Source organism: Ralstonia mannitolilytica (assembly GCF_000954135.1).
GTDB lineage: Bacteria > Pseudomonadota > Gammaproteobacteria > Burkholderiales > Burkholderiaceae > Ralstonia > Ralstonia mannitolilytica.
The window spans coordinates 949,505-966,798 of the sequence record NZ_CP010799.1; the positions used below are offsets into that span (position 1 = coordinate 949,505).

Genomic DNA, 17,294 nt, shown 5'->3' on the forward strand with positions numbered 1-17,294 from the left:
ACGCCAGCTGCCCGGGCTGGCCCGCATCGCCAAACCGCTGCAAAACCGCTACGCTCTTCGCCAAACCACGGGAGACACCCATGCAGCGACAGGTTGGCGTACTGGTTGGTCTGGCTTTGCTGTCTTGCACCGCGCTGGCGGATATCCGCATCGGCGTGACGGTTTCGGCGACGGGCCCCCAAGCTTCGCTGGGCCAGCCCGAAAAGAACGCCACCACACTGTGGCCACGCGAGATCGGCGGCGAGAAGGTCGACGTGATCGTGCTGGATGACGCGTCCGACACCACGCGCGCCGTCACCAACACGCGCAAGCTGATGAGCGAATCCAACGTCGACGTGATCGTCGGCTCGTCCACCACGCCCAATACGCTGGCGATGATCGATGCGGCGGCCGAGGGCAGGACACCGGTCATCTCGTTGGCCTCGTCCGCCCGGCTGGTCGAGCCGATGGATGCGCGGCGCCGCTGGGTCTTCAAGACGCCGCATTCCGATTCGCACATGGCGTCGCTCATTGCCGAGCACGCCGCCGCGCACGGCGTGAAGACCATCGCGTACATCGGTTTTGCCAACGCGCTGGGCGAGGCGTTTCTGGCCGAGGTGCAGCGCTTTGCCGACCTCAAGCACATCCGCGTGACCGATACCGAGCGCTTCTCGCCCACCGACAACAGCGTGACGGCGCAGGTGCTGCACCTGCTGGCCGGCAAGCCCGATGCGGTGGTGATCGGCGCTTCCGGCACACCCGCCGCTTTGCCGGCCCGCGCGCTGGCCGAGCGCGGCTACACCGGTAAGATCTACTTCAACCACGGCGTCTCGAACAACGATTTCGTCAAGCTGTGCGGCAAGGACTGCGAAGGCGCGTACGTGCCGACCGGGCCCGTGATGGTCGCCGCCGAACTGCCGGATGCCGACCCGGCCAGGAAGCAGGCGCTGGATTTCGCACGCCGTTACGAAGCCGCGTTCGGCAAGGGCAGCGTGTCGATCTTTGCCGCGTACACGGGTGACATCGGCCTGCTGCTGCAGCGCGCCGTGCCCGTGGCGCTCAAGCGCGCCAAGCCGGGCACGCCGGCTTTCCGCGAGGCCCTGCGCGACGCGCTGGAACAGGTGCGCGACCTGCCGACCAGCACCGGCGTCGTCAACATGAGCCCGCAAGACCACGTGGGCCTCGACCAGCGTGCCCGCGTGATGGCGCAGATCCGCCGCGGCCAATGGCACCGGGCCGATCGTCCGAACTGACGATGCCGCGCTTGCCGCGTTGCGCGCGCGAGCGCATCCGCTATGCTTGATCCACACACGCCGATCTCATGACCTCTCTCGCTCCCCGCTTTGCGCGCTACCAGGCGCTCACGCTCGTCCAGCACGGCCCCATCCTCGAGATCGTGATGGGCGCGGCACAGTCGGCCAACCGCAAGCTGTCGACCGCTGACGCCGGCCTGCACCGTGAACTGGCCGAGATCTGGCGCGACGTGTCGGCCGAGCCCTCCGTGCGCGTGGCGCTCATCCGCGGTGAAGGGCTGGGCTTCTCCGCCGGCGGCGACCTTCACCTCGTCGAGCAGATGGCCGAAGACTTCGACGTGCGCACGCGCGTCTGGCACGAAGCGCGCGACCTCGTCTACAACGTCATCAACTGCGACAAGCCCATTGTCAGCGCCATGCACGGACCGGCGGTGGGTGCGGGCCTCGTGGCCGGCTTGCTGGCCGATATTTCCGTCGCCGCCAGGGACGCACGCATCGTGGACGGCCACACCCGCCTGGGCGTGGCGGCGGGCGACCATGCGGCGATCGTGTGGCCGCTGCTGTGCGGCATGGCGAAGGCCAAGTACTACCTGCTGCTGTGCGAATCCCTCAGTGGGGAGGAGGCCGAGCGCATCGGCCTGGTGTCGCTGGCGGTGGACCAGGCGGACCTCGTCAACCGCGCCTTCGAGATCGCGGAGCGCCTGGCCGCCGGTTCGCAGACGGCCATCCGCTGGACCAAGTACGCGCTGAACAACTGGCTGCGCCTGGCCGGCCCGAGTTTTGATACGTCGCTGGCGCTGGAATTCATGGGGTTTGCAGGCCCCGATGTGCGCGAAGGCATTGCGAGCCTGCGCCAGAAGCGTCCACCCACGTTTGATGCGACCTGACACCGATTTCGTAGGAGACACCATGTTCACCCAGATGCCCAACTTTGCTGAAGGCGGTTTCGAATTCCTGCGCAAGCTCTGGGGGGGCGGCTTTGCCGGCATGCCCGGTGCCGGGATGCCCAACATGGCGAGCTTCGCGGCGCCGCCGATGGATCTGGAGGAGCTCGACAAGCGCATTCACGATCTGCGCGCGGTGGAAAGCTGGCTGCAGCTGAATGCGAGCCTGCTGCGCACCGCGATCCAGGGCCTGGAGGTGCAGCGGGCCACGCTGGTTGCGCTGCAGACCTTCGGCGCCGCGCTGTCACCGGAAGCCATGAAGAGCGCGTTCGATGGCTTGACCCCGGCTGCATCGCCGCCGGACGGCGAGCCCAAGCCGGCCTGGCCGCACACCGCCGCCACCGCCAAGCCCGCGCAGCCTGAGGCCCCCGCGCCTGAAGACAAGGCCGAAGCCGAGGCGGAAGCCCAAGCCGAAGACACCGACGACGATCAGGCCGAAGCCCGCGCGCAGAGCGCCCGCTCGGCCGAGCATGCCCAGGCCGCGGCACGTGCCGCCGCCGCGGCTCTGGATCCGTCGCCCTGGTGGAACATGCTGCAGCAGCAGTTCAACCAGATCGCCAGCTCCGCAGCTGCGGCCATGCCGATGCCGCAACACTTGATGCCGGGCTTCCCGGGCGGCTTCCCGGGGTTCGGCGGCGCACCCGGCGCGGAAGGGCTCGATACGGCGCCGGAAGACATCGAAGCGCCGTCGGCACCGGCCAAATCGAAGCAGGCGGGCAGCAAGCCGGCGCCGAGGTCGGAGGCCAAGGCGCCCGCGGGCAAGGCGGCAAAGCCGGCTGGCAAAACCGCCGCCAAGAAGGCTCCGGCGAAGGCCGCACCGCGCAAGCCGGCCAACGGCAATTCCTGATCGATGCCGATGTCGCAAGACTGCACCGCGCTCCTGATGATGGGCGGCGGCGCGCGCGCGGCCTATCAGGTGGGCGTGCTGCGCGGGATCGCCGCACTGGCGCGCGAGTACGCGCCCGGCGTGGCCCGCACGCCGTTCGACATCATCTGCGGGACTTCGGCAGGCGCCATCAACAGCCTCGGCCTGGCCCGTGGCGCGCAGGATTTCACGCAGGCCGCGGAAGCGCTCACGCAACTGTGGGGCAACCTGCATGCCGACCGCGTGTATCGCACCGACGTCGGCCGCGTGGGCTCGAGCGGCGCACGCTGGCTCACCGCGCTGGCCTTCGGCTGGATGACGGGCCGCACGCCGCGCGCGCTGTTCGACAACACGCCGCTGCGCGAGCTGCTCGACGCGCAGCACGACGGCCGGCAGGTGCAGGCTGCGTTCGAGGCCGGAGCGCTGCGGGCGCTGGCCATCACGGCGCTGTCGTACACGACGGGGCGCCACGTCACGTTCTATCAGTCTCCGCACGTGGTATTGCCGTGGCGGCGCTCGCAGCGCATTGCGGTCGCGGACCAGATCGGCGTGGCACACATGCTGGCGTCTTCGAGCATCCCGTTCGTGTTTCCGGCCGAGCCGGTGCAGATCGAGGGCAACGATGAATGGTTCGGTGACGGCACGATGCGGCAGATGTCGCCGCTGAGTCCGGCGATCCATCTTGGGGCGAGTCGCATCCTGGTAGTGGGGGCCGCATCGCGTTCGCAGCCGGGGTGGTACGACACGGTCCCGGCGTCTGGCTATCCGTCGCTTGCGCAGATCGCGGGGCAGGCGCTGGCGAGCATCTTCCTCGATGGACTGTCGGCCGACATCGAACGGCTGCAGCACATCAACGCGATGGTCAGCCGCAACCCCGAGATTGCCGACGCGCGCGACGGCTGGCGCAAGATCGAGGTGCTGGTGATGGCGCCGTCCGAGCGCATCGAGTTGATTGCCTTGCGCCACGTGCAGCGCCTGCCGGGCACGGTGCGCGCGCTGCTCAAGCCGCTGGGCGGCACGGAGGCCCGCGGCGCGGCGTTCGCCAGCTACCTGCTGTTCGAGCCCGAGTTCACGCAGGAGCTGATCGCCCTCGGCGAGCGCGACGTGCAGGCGCGCCGCGACGAGCTTGCCGCGTTTCTCTACGGCGCGATGCCCGACACCATGCGAGCGGCGTGATCAGCGCGATGCGCGTGCCGGTTCGGCGAGCAGCGCCTCGATGCGTTTGACGAGGGTCGGGTCGGTCGGCTCAACGCTGCTCGGGAACACGGCGGCCACGCGGCCGTTGCGGTCCAGCAGATATTTGTGGAAATTCCATTTGGGCGGCTGACCCGTCTGCGCCGCCAGCCATGTGTATAGCGGCGACGCCCCTGCGCCCACGACGGCGGTCTTGGAAAACATCGGGAATTTCACGCCGTACGTGTTGTAGCAAAAATCGGCGATCTGCTTGCTGTTGCCGGGTTCCTGCTGGAAGTCGTTGGACGGAAAGCCGAGCACGGTCAGCCCTTTGTCGCGGTACCTCGCATACAGCGCTTCCAGCCCTTCGTACTGGTGCGTGTAGCCGCAGTAGCTTGCGGTGTTGACGACCAGCACCACGCGTCCGGCGTACTGGCAGAGGTCTTGGCGGGCGTCGTCCTGCAGCCGGTTGACGCGAAAGTTCAGGCTGGCCGGGCAGGCCGGTGCCGGGTCTTGCGCCGTGGCCGCAGCCGGGGCGGCGTGGCCCGTGCGCGGCAGCAGCAGCGCAATGACGCCGATCGCAATGATGATGGCGATCATCAGCAGCTGGTGCCGGCTCAGCACGCCGGCCATATGCCGCTGCAGGTGACGTCGGCGTGCTGGAACGATGGCGGAATACAACATCTCAGGCCTCCGAAAGCGGCAGTGCGTCGATTGTCTTCAGTCTAGGGTATAACGCCCCGGGGCCGCGGCGGCGGCCGGGCTTCCTATACTGAAGACCTCGCCGGCACCGACCGGCCCGCCCCACACAGGACGACGGCAGCGCATCGTCGATCACATCGCGGCACGCCGCGGGACAGTCGCGCGAAGCGCACGGCGCGCTAAGGGGGTCGCCAAGCCACGCCGCATGCGTGGACGGGCAGGCCTGTTGTGACAAGGAAACGGGCAGACGCAGAACTTTGCTCCGGCAAGCACGAAAAACCGGGGCAGGTCAAGCATGTCTGCTAGAATCCGCCTGCAAATTCAAAGGCTTACCATGCTCTATCCCGAATTGTTCAAGTCGTTGGAAGCGGTCCGCTGGAATATGGAAAAGGATATTCCGTGGGACCAGTTCGACGCGTCGCTGCTGACCGACGCGCAAGCGCAGACCATCAAGATGAACGCCATCACGGAGTGGTCTGCACTGCCCGCCACCGAGATGTTCCTGCGCGACAACCGCCACGACTCCGATTTCTCGGCGTTCATGAGCGTGTGGTTCTTTGAGGAGCAGAAGCACTCGCTGGTGCTGATGGAGTACCTGCGCCGCTTCCGCCCCGAACTCGTGCCGACCGAGGAAGAGCTGCACAACGTGCGCTTCGAATTCGACCCGGCCCCGCCGCTGGAAACGCTGATGTTGCACTTCTGCGGCGAGATCCGCCTGAACCACTGGTACCGCCGCGCGTCCGAATGGCACACCGAGCCGGTCATCAAGGCCATCTACAGGACGCTCTCGCAGGATGAGGCTCGCCACGGCGGCGCGTACCTGCGCTACATGAAGAAGTACCTCACGCAATTTGGCGACAACGCGCGCAGCGCATTCGCCAAGATCGGCGTGCTGATGGCCTCGGCCCGCCGCACGGAAAAGCCGCTGCACCCGACCAACCTGCACGTGAACAAGGCGCTGTTCCCGCAGGACACCGTGCAGTCGCGTCTGCCGAACCCCGACTGGCTGGAGCACTGGCTCGACGAGCAGATCAAGTTCGACGCCGGCTGGGAAAAGAAGGTCATCGAGCGCATCCTGCACAACATGGGCCTGCTGTTCGAGCGCACCTTCGAGACCGTGCAGGACCTGAACCGCTACCGCAAGGAACTGAACGCGCGCCTGCTCGGCTCGACCGAACAAGCGGCCTGATCCTTGCCATTGGCAGCCAGCGGCCCATCGATGCGATGGGCCGTTTTGTTTTCCTCTCCGATTTCGCTCTCGCCATGACCGCTCGCCAGCCCGCGCCCGCCTTTGAACAGAAGATCTGCGACCCCGCCGATGTGGAAGCTCGCGTGGCGGGGCTGCCGCGCCCGCTCGTGTTCACCAATGGCGTGTTCGACATCCTGCATCGCGGGCACGCGACATATCTGGCGCAGGCGCGCGCCCTGGGAGCGTCGCTGGTGGTAGGCGTCAATACCGATGCGTCCGTGCGCATGCTCGGCAAGGGCGACGACCGCCCGCTCAACACGCAGGACGACCGCCTGGCCGTGCTGGCCGCACTCGAATCGGTGAGCCTGGTGGTGCTGTTTGCCGAGCGCACGCCGGTCGAGCTCATCCGCCGCGTACGCCCGGACATCTACGTCAAGGGCGGCGACTACGACATCGATGCGCTGGAAGAAACGCGCGTGGTACGCGGCTGGGGCGGGACGGCGCTGGCGATCCCGTTCGAGCATGATCGCTCCACGACGGCGCTGCTCAAGCGCGTGCGCGCAACGTCCTGAGCCCTCAGCGCGACGCCGTCACCGACGCGCAGGCGCGCAGGTCTTCGGCGCCCAGCGTCTTCTTCAGGTTCGCCAGCTCGGCCGCCACACTGGATGCGGCATCGGCGGTGGCCGTCACGCGCAGCGAGGCCGCTGCGCCAAGCCGCCGGGTTTGCGTCACCACCGCGGTGCGCACGTCCTTGGCGCGCAGTTCGTCCAGCAGTTGCTGCGCCCGCTCCCTGTCGCGGAACAGCCCCAGCGACACCACAAACGTATTGCCTTCCTGCACGATGGCGGAGTCCGTCACGTTGCGGCGCTTGAGCTCGGCGATCTTGCGCTCGGCGTCTTCGCGCGTGTCGCGCGCCGGCATGTGAACCCACCAGCGGTTGTCTTCCTGGCGCGTGATGCGCTCCACCTGCACGCCCGCCATTGGCCTGAGCTGATCGAGGCCGCGCGTGGCCTGTGCGTCGGTCAGGCCGATGAGTTCGGTGCAACTGCCGGCGGTGTCCGCAGCGGCCACGGCCGTACGTTCGATGCTGGCTTGTGCACCCGATGCGGCAGGTGCCGATGCCGCGGGCGCCGATTTGGGTACGCCTGACGACGATGCCGGTGCCGGCTCGAGAATGCGGATGTCTTCGGTGCGGATCTGGCGGCGCATGCGCTCGGGTTCGCGCTCGCTCTCGAACCAGGCCTGCGAGACGTCCGGCCCGAACACGCCGGTGTTGGCTGCCAGCAGAACGCCGTTGACGAGCAGCAGGAGCAGCAGGGCGAGGCGAAGCGTCATGGTGCGTACGGACGGGGATTCAGGCGGTGGTTCGGAATGCAGGAACACGGCGACGGCAACAACGGCAAGACAACGGGGACAGGGCGGCCGTTCATGCCAGCGTTGCCGCGCCCTCCCGGTTCGCGCGCGCCAGCACCTGCAGGCCAAGCAGCACGAGATTATCGTGCATCTGAAACGGCATGCGCAGATGCGGCGCCAGTGCGGCACGGGCGCCGCCGCTCAGCACGCAGCGTGCCGGGCCGGGGTACTGGACCTGCAGCGCCTGCCACGTCTGCGCGATCGCGCCCGCCTGCGCCGTCACGCAGCCCAGCGCGATGGCGTCCTGCGTGTTGTCGGCCCAGGGCGGCGCGACCACGTCGCTGGCGCTCAGATAGCCGACATCGACTTCCGGCAACTGCGCGGTATTGCGCGAGAGCGCGCGCATCATCAGGGTGAGGCCGGGCAAGATCAGGCCGCCCGCAAACAGCCCGTCGGGCGTGACGACGTCGAGCGTGGTGGCGGTGCCGGCCGTGACCAGCAGCAAGGCTGTGTCGGGCCACAGGTGGCGCGCCCCGACCGCTCCCACCCAACGATCGGTGCCGAGCTGCGTGGGCTCGCGATAGCCGTTGCGCAAACCGGCGGCGGCATCCTCCGATGCGGCAATGCGTACGCGCGCGCCATCGAAGACGCGGGCGATGCGCGCCGTGAGCGCATCACGCAGCGCCGGGCCGGCCACGGCGCTGATCCATACCTCGGGCGGGGCGACTCCGGGGGTGTGGCAGTCGCGCCAATCCTCCACCAGTTCGGCCAGTTGATCGTGCGCACGCGCGCCGGCGTGCTGCCATGGCGTGCCGCCTGGCTCTTCGGGCAGCGCATCGACGCCGCTGGCGATCCACGCCCACTTGATGCGCGTGTTGCCCGCGTCGATCAGCAGCAACGGACGCGCGGCCGCAGGAGGCGTCTTCAGGCGCGTCATGGCTGCGCGTCCTCGGCGGCGCGCAGCGACACTTCGCCACTATGGATCCATTGCACCCGGCCGCCGGATTCGATGGCGAGCCGCCCATGCGCATCGATCCCATATGCCACGCCTTCGAGCACGACGGCGCCGTCCTGCCACAGACGCACGCGCTGGCCGGCAAAGGCGTCGCGCGCAGCAAACGGCGCCACGAAGGGCGCCAGCCCCAGCGCGCCAAACCGCTGCAGGTGCTCACCCAGCGACGTGAGCAGCGCCGAGAACACCGCGTTCGGTTCGGGCGCGTCCACCAGTTCTTCGACGCCCGAAAGGCCCCGGCCCAGCTCGGTTTCCAGCACGTGTGGCCGCTCCAGGTTCAGGCCGATGCCGATGACGGCCCAGGTCTGGCCCGGCGCGCAGCGGACGGTCTCGACGAGGATGCCGGCCAGCTTGCGCCCGGCAATCTGCACGTCGTTGGGCCATTTGAGCGCGAGGGCCTGCGCGCTGCCGCCGTGGGCTTCGGCATATGCCGCCACGGCGTCGGCAACGGCCACGCCCACGGCCAGGCTCAGACCGCCGAGCTGCGCCGGCTCGCCGGCAAAGGCGCATGCGACGGAAAAGGTCAGACCGTGGTCGCCGCTCCACGGACGGCCCTGGCGGCCGCGGCCGGCGGTCTGGTGCTGGGCTGCCAGCACGCGCGCGCCTGCGAGCGGCGCGAGCCCGGCCTGCGCCGCATGCCCGGGCCAGGCCGCATCGCGCACGGCGGCCATCAGGTCGGCGTTGGTCGAACCGGTGGAATCGACCACGTCGATGGGCCAGGCCGCCGCGGGCCCGGTGGGCCGGATGTGTTCGCGTGACAGGCGCCAGCGCGCAGAAGGTTCGGCAAGAGACATGAACAGAGCAGGCGATCAGGTTTTTGCGCAGGAATGCGGGCATTGTACGAGCGCGGTCTCCAAACCGGGGCCCAGCGCTTGCTACAGGCGGCGCGCACGCCGCACAGTGGCCCAGAGTGTGACAGTGCCGGGCGGCGCGTTGGCTACAATTCGACCGATACCCGGCATCACCGCTTACGGAGACCCGTTTGATCACCTGCCGTACACCTCAGATCGAGGTACGTGTCGTCGATGGCCGGTCCGTCGCCTTTCTGTCCGGCGACTGGACCACGCTTGCCCTGGCCGAGCGTGCCGGCGTGCGCGGTGCGCGCCAGCAGATCCGCGCCGGTTTGGACAACGCAAACGCCTGGTGCCTGACCGAGGTGGGCCGCATCGACCACTTTGGCGCCCAGTTGCTCTGGCGTGCCTGGGGCAACCGCTGGCCCGAGCATCTCGACGCCCGCCCCGACCAGCGGCGCATGATCGACCGCGTGGCCAAGCTCGACCCGGGCGGCTGGAAGAAGCGCCTGGCCCCGCGCATCAACCCGGTGGCGATCCTGGGCGCCGGCATGCTCGACTTCTTCAGCCACGCGCGCGACGGCATCGCCATGGTCGGTCAGCTGGTGTTCGATTTCGGCCGCTTGCTGCGGGCGCCGCATCGCGGCCCATGGCGGGAGATTTCCGCCAACATCTACAGCACCGGCTACAAGGCGCTGGGCATCACCGCGCTGGTCGGCTTCCTGATCGGCATCGTGCTGAGCTACCTGTCGGCCAACCAGCTGCGCGTGTTCGGGGCGAGCATCTTCATCGTCAACATCCTTGGGATGGCGATCATCCGCGAGCTCGGCCCGGTGCTGGCGGCCATCCTGGTGGCGGGACGGTCGGGCTCGGCCATCACGGCGCAGATCGGCGTGATGCGCGTGACCGAAGAGCTCGACGCGATGCGCGTGATGGGCATCTCGCATGGTTTCCGGCTCATCCTGCCCAAGGTGATCGCGCTGGCGATCGCCATGCCGCTGCTGGTGGCCTGGACGGACCTGCTGGCCCTGGGTGGCGGCATCCTGGCGGCCAGGTTCCAGCTCGACATCAGCCCCGCCTATTTCATTACGTCGCTGCCCGACGCGGTGCCGGTGGCGAACCTCTGGCTCGGCATCGGCAAGGGCGTGGTGTTCGGCATGCTGATCGCGCTGGTGGCGTGCCACTTCGGCCTGCGCATCGAGCCGAACACGCAGAGCCTGGGCGAGGGCACGACCACCTCGGTGGTGGTGTCGATCACGATCGTGATCCTGGCCGACGCCGTGTTCGCCATCCTCTTCAAGGACGTGGGCTTATGACGCGGCCACGCCATTCGCACGGCGAGCATGCCGGGGCGCCATCGCAGCCGATCACGCCGGCACGCGAACGCGTGATCGAGGTGCGCAACGTCACCAAGCGATACGGCAACGTCACGGTGCTCGACAACATCGACCTGGACGTCTTCCGCGGCGAGGTGCTCTCGATCGTGGGCGGCTCGGGCAGCGGCAAGACCACGCTGCTGCGCCAGGTCGTGGGGCTCGAGAAGCCGACTTCGGGCACGATCCACATCTTTGGCGAGGAGCTGACGTGCCAGGTCGGCAACGACCTGCAGTCGATGCGCAACCGCTGGGGCATGCAGTTCCAGCACGGCGCGCTGTTCTCTGCGCTTTCCGTGATCGACAACGTGGCCCTGCCGATGCGCGAGCTGCGTACGCTGCCCGATGCGTTCGTCACGCGCGTGGCGATGCTCAAGCTGCAGATGGTGGGGCTCAAGGCCAGCGACGCCGACAAGATGCCGTCGGACCTGTCGGGCGGCATGATCAAGCGCGTGGCGCTGGCGCGGGCGCTGTCGCTGGAGCCGGAGCTGGTGTTCCTTGACGAGCCGACTGCCGGGCTGGACCCGCGCGCGTCGGACGATTACGTGGCGCTCATCCGTGAGCTGCGTCGCGAGCTGGGGCTGACGGTGGTGATGGTCACGCACGACCTGGACACGCTGGTGGCGCTGTCCGACCGCATCGCGGTGCTGGCCGACCGCAAGGTGCTGGCCGCCCAGCCCATCGAGCAGATCATTCAGATCGACCATCCGTTCATCAAGGAGTACTTCCTGGGTGAGCGGGGCAAGCGGGCGCTGATGGCGCTGGGCCCGCAGATGACCGAAGCGGTGGCTGCCGCCACGCTTGCCGTGCAGGAGGATTGATGGAAAACAAAGCCCACGCATTTCTGGCCGGGCTGTTCACGATCGGGTTGGCGATCTTCGTGGCGCTGGCCGTGATGTGGTTCAACCGCGACCAGACCGTACGCGTGCCGTATGACCTGGTGACGCGCTCGACCGTCAACGGGCTGAACCCGCAGGCCGCGGTCAAGTATCGCGGCCTGGACGTCGGCAAGGTCGACACCATCCGGTTCGACGACAAGGTCCCCGGGCAGATCGTGGTGCGCGTGCTGGTCGACAAGGATGCGCCCATCACGACCACCACCTATGGCCGCCTGGCCTACCAGGGCGTGACGGGCCTGGCCTACGTGCAGCTCGATGACCGCGGCTACGACAACAGCGGCCACGCACCCAGCCCGACGCATCTGGCAACGTCTGACAAGAATCCCGCGCGCATCCGCATGGAAGCGGGCTTCCTCGATGAACTCGACAAGCGCGGCGACCAGATGCTCTCCAAGCTCGATCAGACGCTGAATTCGCTGTCGATCCTGTTCGACGATGAACATCGGCAGCAGATCACGGCGTCGCTGCAATCGTTCCAGTCCACCATGGACAGCTACAAGGCACTGGCCCAGCGGGCCGAGCCGACGGTGCGCAAGCTGCCGAAGATCGCCGACAACCTCGATGCCACGCTGCTGGCAACGCGCAGGCTGACCCAATCGCTGTCCGATCCGAAGGGGCCGCTGATGGGCACGCTGGCCGGCGCGGGTGCGGATCTGTCGGCGGCCACGCAGTCGATGCAGTCTGCCGCCAACGTGCTGACCTACGAAACGCTGCCGCAGCTCAATGGTTTCGCGCGCGAAGCCCGTCAGGCCGTGCGCGGTTTCGATCATGCCGTGTCGGATTTCAATGCCCGGCCGCAAAGCGTGCTGTTCGGCCCTGCGCCCGGCGTGCCGGGGCCGGGTGAGACCGGCTTCACCGCACCGGCCGCCCGCGTTCCGGCCCAGCCCTGAGGAGTGTTCATGCTGACGTTGCCTGCTGTATTGCGCCGTGCGATGCCCGCGGCCGCCCTGATGGCGCTGTCGCTGCTTGGCGCGTGCTCCAGCACGCCCGCAGGCCCGACCGCCCTGTACGACTTCGGGCTCGCCCCCACCGCCTCGGCCGGTGCCCGCCTGCCGAACGCGCTTCGTGTGGCCGAGGTGGCCGGCCCCGGGTGGATGGACGGCAACGCCATCTACTACCGCCTGGCGTATGCCCAAAGCCAGCGCACCGATGCGTACGCCAACAGCCGCTGGCTGGAGTCGCCCGTGAACCTCTTCGACGCCCGCTTGCGCAACGCGGCGGCCGCACGCGGGCAGGTGGTCGGCTATCCGACGCCGGACGTGCCGACGCTGCGTGTCGAGCTGGTCGATTTTTCGCAGGTGTTCGATCGACCCGATGCGAGCCGTGGCGTGGTGCGTCTGCGGGCGACGGTGTCGCTGGCGCGCACGGTGATCGGCCAGCGCGTCGTCCAGGCCGAGGCACCCGCACCGAGCGCCAACGCCGCCGGCGGGGTGGCGGCGCTCACGCAGGCGTCCGACAAGGCCATCGGCGAAGTGCTCGACTGGGTGGCAGGTCTGCCGCTGCCGGCCGGTTCTTCGGCCGCTTCGGGCGGCATGGGCACGCACCGGCGCTAAGCTATCGGCCGGATGGGAACCCTCCGTGATGTGCGGTATCGGACGCTATCATGGGCGGCTTCTCCGGGGCACGTCCGCTTCTCTTCTCCAGACTGCAGCTTCCTTCGGTGACGGACCTCCACGCGCAACCTAACCCTCAGGCCCCGCATCGCCATTCGCCGCTCGCGCGGGCGGGGCTGGGATGGTTCGTGCTGCTGGTGGTCTACGCCAGCCTCTATCCGTTTGCCGGATGGACGGACACCGGCGTGTCGCCATTCGCCTTTCTCAGCGCGCCGCTGCCGCGCTACAACACGGGCTTCGACCTGCTCACCAACGTCTGGGGCTACATGCCGCTGGGCATGCTGACCGTGCTGGCGGTGCATCCGCGCATCACCGGCTGGCGGGCGGTGTTGCTGGCCCTGCTGGCGGGGCTGCTGCTGTCGGCCGCGATGGAGGCCATCCAGACGTATCTGCCCACGCGCATTTCGTCGAACGTCGATCTGGCGACCAACACGGTCGGCGCATGGCTGGGCGGCATGGTCATGGCGCCGTTCTCGGCGCGCCTGATCGACCGGGGCGGGCTGCGGCGCCTGCGCCGGCGCTGGTTTGAGCCGCACGCGACGTTGGCGATCCTGCTGCTGCTCGTGTGGCCGTTCGCGCAGATCTTCCCGCAGGAATTCCTGTTCAGCATGGGCGGCGTGATCCGCAGCATCCTGCTCGACCCGTCGCCGGATGGCTTCATGGTGAGCCTCGTCAACGGCTGGTTTCCCGAGCTCTTCGACTGGCAGGACAGGCTGCAGGCCCACCCGGAAGCGCTGCAGCGGCAGGAATTGCTGGAGGCGCTCATCACGGCGTGCAGCTGGATCGGCACGGGCCTGCTGGCGACGGTGGCCATGCGGCGCGATGCGCCCGTGCTCCGTCTGCTGGCGGCGCTGCTGGGCGCGGCGCTCCTGGTGAAGGCGGGGGCGACCGTGCTCCAGTTCCCGCTGGGCGGGGCCTGGGATTGGCTCTCGTCCGGCGCGCGCTTCGGGCTGGTCGTGGGCTCACTCGTGCTGGTGCTGCTGGTGCGCCTGCCGCGCTGGCTGCGCGGCGCGCTCGCCATGACGCTGCTGATCGCTCTGATTATCCTGTCCAACGTTCTGCCGCCGAGCCCGTATTCGTGGGTCTCCGCGCAGGCGTGGCGGCTCGGGCGCTTCGTCCATTTCAACAGCCTGTCGCAGTGGATCGGCTGGCTGTGGCCGTTCCTGGGGCTCGGCTATCTTGCGTGGCGCGCCGAGCAGGCGCAGATCGAGCGGCGTGCCAGTCGGCGTCCCGACTGAGCACTCACCCGTTCGGACGGCGCCTTGGCCGCCGTCATGCAGCCGACACGATTCCTTTCTACCTTAGCGCCTGTTGAGCGACGGGCGTGCGCTGCATGCGCAGACCGTCCCGTGTCATCAGGAGGTCATCCGTGTCTGCCAGCCGCGTTGCCGATCGCCCGTTGCGCCGCACCGCATGCCTGACGGCTGCGGCGCTTGCGCTGAGCGGCTGCGATGCCGATCCGCACGTGCCGGCCATCGTGCGCGCACCGGCCCCAGCGCCGGCACCGCCTGCCGCTTCGGCGCAGGCCATGGTTGCACCGAATGGCCTGGCACCGCCCGTCCTGCACACCGTCGACTGAACGTCGTCCGCGCATTCAGCCGCCGCTGCCCCGTGTTGTTCCCCCAACCCCCCAGCACAGACACCAGGTAGAGAACATGACCTCCAAGAGCCGCCGTGGTTTTCTCCGCTCCGCCGCCCAACTCGCTGCCGCGTCCGCTGCGATGGGAGCCGTACCGCAGGGCATCCGCCAGGCGCTGGCGATACCGGCCCACAACGCGCATCGCAGCATCCAGGACGTGCAGCACATCGTGATCCTGATGCAGGAGAATCGCTCGTTCGACCACTACTTCGGCACGCTGCGCGGCGTGCGCGGGTACGGCGATACGCGCACGATCACGCTGCCCAGCGGCAAGAGCGTATGGCATCAGCCCCTGGCCGGCGGGGCGGGCGAGGTCCTGCCGTTCCGGCCGGGCGCGCCGGATCTCGGCATGCAGTTCCTGCAGGACCTGCCGCACGGCTGGAACGACACGCACGGCGCGGTCAACGGCGGCCGCTACGACGGCTGGGTGCCGCACAAGGGCACGACGACGATGGCGTATCTCACGCGCCAGGACATCCCGTTCCACTACGCGCTGGCCGACGCCTTCACCATCTGCGACGCCTACCACTGCTCCACGCCCACCTCGACCGACCCGAACCGCTACTACATGTGGACGGGCTACGTCGGCAACGACGGCGCGGGCGGCGGCCCCGTGATCGACAACGCGGAAGTCGGCTACGGCTGGTCGACGTATCCGGAGGTGCTCGAAGCTGCCGGCATCTCGTGGAAGATCTACCAGGACATCGGCACGGGCCTCGACGCAGCGGGCTCGTGGGGCTGGACGAGCGACCCCTACATCGGCAACTACGGCGACAACTCGCTGCTGTACTTCAAGCAATACCAGAACGCGCAGCCCGGCAACCCGCTGTACGACAAGGCCCGCACCGGCACCAACGTGTCGGCCGGCGACGGCTACTTCGACATCCTCAAGCGCGACGTGCAGAACGGCACGCTGCCGCAAGTCTCGTGGATTGCCGCGCCGGAGGCGTTCTCCGAGCACCCGAACTGGCCGGCCAACTACGGCGCGTGGTACATCGATCAGGTCCTGCAGATCCTGACGTCCAACCCCGAGGTGTGGAGCAAGACGGCGCTGTTCATCACGTACGACGAGAACGATGGCTTCTTCGACCACCTCGTGCCGCCTTTCGCGGCATCGGGCGGCAACGGTCTGTCGACGGTCGACACCACGGGCGAGTATTTCCCGGGTAATGCCAAGTACGGCGCGGGCAGCTACGGCCTGGGCCAGCGCGTGCCGATGCTCGTCGTGTCGCCGTGGTCCAAGGGCGGCTTCGTCTGCTCGGAAACGTTCGACCATACGTCGATCATCCGCTTCATCGAGCAGCGTTTCGCGCGCACGCACGGTGTCAGGTCACCGAACATCTCGAAGTGGCGCCGTGCGGTCTGCGGCGATCTCACATCGGCGTTCAACTTCGCCACGCCCAATGACGTGGTTCCCGCGCTGCCGAGCACCGCTGCCTACGCCCCCAAGGATCGTCACCGTCATCCCGATTACGTCCCGCTGCCGCCGCTGGTGCAGGCCGTGCCCAAGCAGGAGCGGGGCGTGCGCCCGGCGCGCGCCCTGCCGTATGAACTCTTCGTGCGCGGCCGCCAGGATGAGGCGGCGGGCAAGTTCCAGCTCGACTTCGTCAACACCGGCGACGTGGGCGCGGCGTTCCTCGTCTACACCGCGGGCAGCGTAGATGCGCCGCGCACGTACACAGTGGAGGCCGGTAAGCGCCTGTCGGACAAGCTGCCCGTGGCGGCGGGCGGCGCGTATGACTTCACGGTGCACGGCCCGAACGGCTTCCTGCGCCGCTTTGTCGGCAGGCTCGCCTTGTCAGGCCTGCTGCGTCCGCACGGTCGCGCACTGGAGGTCAAGGAGGGCTACGACGTGGCCAACGGCAATCTGCAACTGCGCCTCATCAACCACGGCCGCACGTCCACGGTGTTCACGGTGAAGAGCGCCTATACCGGCGAGGCCGTGCAACGTGAAGTGCGCGGCGGCGACGATGCGTCGCTGTACCTGGACCTGCGCAGCCAGCACGCGTGGTACGACGTCACAGTCACGGCCAGCACCGATGCCGGCTTCGAGCGCCGCCTTGCCGGCCACGTCGAGACGGGCCGCGCCAGCGCATCCGACCCGGCACTGGGCGCCTGAGCCGCGCAAGGAGACGGCGGGTTCACCGGCCCGGGCATCGAAGCCGCCCAATGGACGCCGCGCCATCGTGCGCGGCTTTTCTTTGCCTGAAAGCGGGGAGCGCCAAAGGACGTCCCAGGCGAGGGGGCTCGGTGTGGCATCGCCAGACCGTCTGTGTACATGTGACGGCACATTGACGTTGCGGCGATCAATTGTTGGTTATTGGGGAACAGTCTTTTCTTCGAATGATCATTTATTCGTATCAGACAACGATCTATTCTGGTCTCAAGCGCAACGAACCCAGCGCAACCGAACATCAAGACAAAGGAACCGATCATGAACGCCAATCTCGCAACCGCATTCTCCCGTCGCAGCCTGCTGGCCCTCGTGGCTATGGTGTCTGCCTCTGCC

17 protein-coding genes are annotated in these 17,294 nt (G+C 68.2%); 13 read left to right on the forward strand and 4 right to left on the reverse strand.

The features are described 5' to 3' along the window. Nucleotides 1-80: 80 nt before the first annotated feature. The 4 genes from TK49_RS04555 (at nt 81) to TK49_RS04570 (ending at nt 4,217) form a co-directional block, all read left to right on the forward strand. Entirely contained in the window at nt 81-1,232 is a 1,152-nt protein-coding gene (locus tag TK49_RS04555; protein WP_045785642.1) for an ABC transporter substrate-binding protein, read from the forward strand. A gap of 68 nt (nt 1,233-1,300) precedes the next feature. Next, nucleotides 1,301-2,119, forward strand: a complete 819-nt coding sequence (locus TK49_RS04560; protein ID WP_045785643.1) for an enoyl-CoA hydratase/isomerase family protein — start codon at nt 1,301-1,303, stop codon at nt 2,117-2,119. A 22-nt stretch (nt 2,120-2,141) separates the two neighbouring features. Continuing rightward, nucleotides 2,142-3,023, forward strand: a complete 882-nt coding sequence (locus TK49_RS04565; RefSeq protein WP_045785644.1) for a PhaM family polyhydroxyalkanoate granule multifunctional regulatory protein — start codon at nt 2,142-2,144, stop codon at nt 3,021-3,023. Nucleotides 3,024-3,032: 9 nt separating this feature from the next. Continuing rightward, nucleotides 3,033-4,217: a patatin-like phospholipase family protein gene (locus TK49_RS04570; RefSeq protein WP_045787745.1), complete on the forward strand. Its 1,185-nt coding sequence runs from the start codon at nt 3,033-3,035 to the stop codon at nt 4,215-4,217. On the opposite strand, the gene TK49_RS04575 is transcribed toward TK49_RS04570, so the two are convergent. Then, entirely contained in the window at nt 4,218-4,898 is a 681-nt protein-coding gene (locus tag TK49_RS04575; RefSeq protein WP_045785645.1) for a glutathione peroxidase, read from the reverse strand. It abuts the gene before it with no gap. Nucleotides 4,899-5,250: 352 nt separating this feature from the next. On the opposite strand from TK49_RS04575, the gene TK49_RS04580 reads away from it, so the two are divergent. Next, a complete protein-coding gene (locus tag TK49_RS04580; RefSeq protein ID WP_045785646.1) occupies nt 5,251-6,105 on the forward strand; it encodes a ferritin family protein in 855 nt (284 codons plus the stop codon). Between the two features lie 74 nt (nt 6,106-6,179). After that, nucleotides 6,180-6,677: a D-glycero-beta-D-manno-heptose 1-phosphate adenylyltransferase gene (gene rfaE2 / locus TK49_RS04585; RefSeq protein ID WP_045787746.1), complete on the forward strand. Its 498-nt coding sequence runs from the start codon at nt 6,180-6,182 to the stop codon at nt 6,675-6,677. A gap of 4 nt (nt 6,678-6,681) precedes the next feature. On the opposite strand, the gene TK49_RS04590 is transcribed toward rfaE2, so the two are convergent. The 3 genes from TK49_RS04590 to TK49_RS04600 all read right to left on the reverse strand — a co-directional run bounded on the left by TK49_RS04590 (nt 6,682) and on the right by TK49_RS04600 (nt 9,264). After that, complete coding sequence (locus tag TK49_RS04590; RefSeq protein ID WP_045785647.1) at nt 6,682-7,440, reverse strand: SPOR domain-containing protein; 759 nt, start codon at nt 7,438-7,440, stop codon at nt 6,682-6,684. A gap of 91 nt (nt 7,441-7,531) precedes the next feature. Then, entirely contained in the window at nt 7,532-8,395 is an 864-nt protein-coding gene (locus tag TK49_RS04595) for a type III pantothenate kinase (RefSeq protein ID WP_045785648.1), read from the reverse strand. Beyond that, nucleotides 8,392-9,264, reverse strand: coding sequence for a biotin--[acetyl-CoA-carboxylase] ligase (locus tag TK49_RS04600; RefSeq protein ID WP_045785649.1), 873 nt, complete (start codon nt 9,262-9,264; stop codon nt 8,392-8,394). The genes TK49_RS04595 and TK49_RS04600 overlap by 4 nt, the downstream gene beginning before the upstream one ends. Nucleotides 9,265-9,452: 188 nt before the next feature. Between TK49_RS04600 and TK49_RS04605 the strand changes: the two genes are divergently transcribed. The 7 genes from TK49_RS04605 (at nt 9,453) to TK49_RS04635 (ending at nt 16,904) form a co-directional block, all read left to right on the forward strand. Then, nucleotides 9,453-10,577 (forward strand): MlaE family ABC transporter permease, encoded by a 1,125-nt coding sequence (locus TK49_RS04605; protein WP_045785650.1) that lies wholly within the window; start codon nt 9,453-9,455, stop codon nt 10,575-10,577. Continuing rightward, entirely contained in the window at nt 10,574-11,455 is an 882-nt protein-coding gene (locus TK49_RS04610; protein WP_045785651.1) for an ABC transporter ATP-binding protein, read from the forward strand. The genes TK49_RS04605 and TK49_RS04610 overlap by 4 nt, the downstream gene beginning before the upstream one ends. After that, nucleotides 11,455-12,423 carry an MlaD family protein gene (locus tag TK49_RS04615; RefSeq protein WP_045785652.1) on the forward strand — a complete coding sequence of 323 codons (969 nt, stop codon included), beginning with the start codon at nt 11,455-11,457 and terminating at the stop codon, nt 12,421-12,423. The genes TK49_RS04610 and TK49_RS04615 overlap by 1 nt, the downstream gene beginning before the upstream one ends. Before the next feature lie 9 nt (nt 12,424-12,432). Further along, nucleotides 12,433-13,086, forward strand: coding sequence for an ABC-type transport auxiliary lipoprotein family protein (locus TK49_RS04620; protein ID WP_045785653.1), 654 nt, complete (start codon nt 12,433-12,435; stop codon nt 13,084-13,086). 50 nt (nt 13,087-13,136) lie between these two features. Further along, a complete protein-coding gene (locus TK49_RS04625) occupies nt 13,137-14,384 on the forward strand; it encodes a VanZ family protein (protein WP_045785654.1) in 1,248 nt (415 codons plus the stop codon). 131 nt (nt 14,385-14,515) lie between these two features. Then, nucleotides 14,516-14,725 carry a hypothetical protein gene (locus tag TK49_RS04630; protein ID WP_045785655.1) on the forward strand — a complete coding sequence of 70 codons (210 nt, stop codon included), beginning with the start codon at nt 14,516-14,518 and terminating at the stop codon, nt 14,723-14,725. Between the two features lie 76 nt (nt 14,726-14,801). Then, complete coding sequence (locus tag TK49_RS04635) at nt 14,802-16,904, forward strand: phosphocholine-specific phospholipase C (RefSeq protein ID WP_045785656.1); 2,103 nt, start codon at nt 14,802-14,804, stop codon at nt 16,902-16,904. Nucleotides 16,905-17,294: the final 390 nt, after the last annotated feature.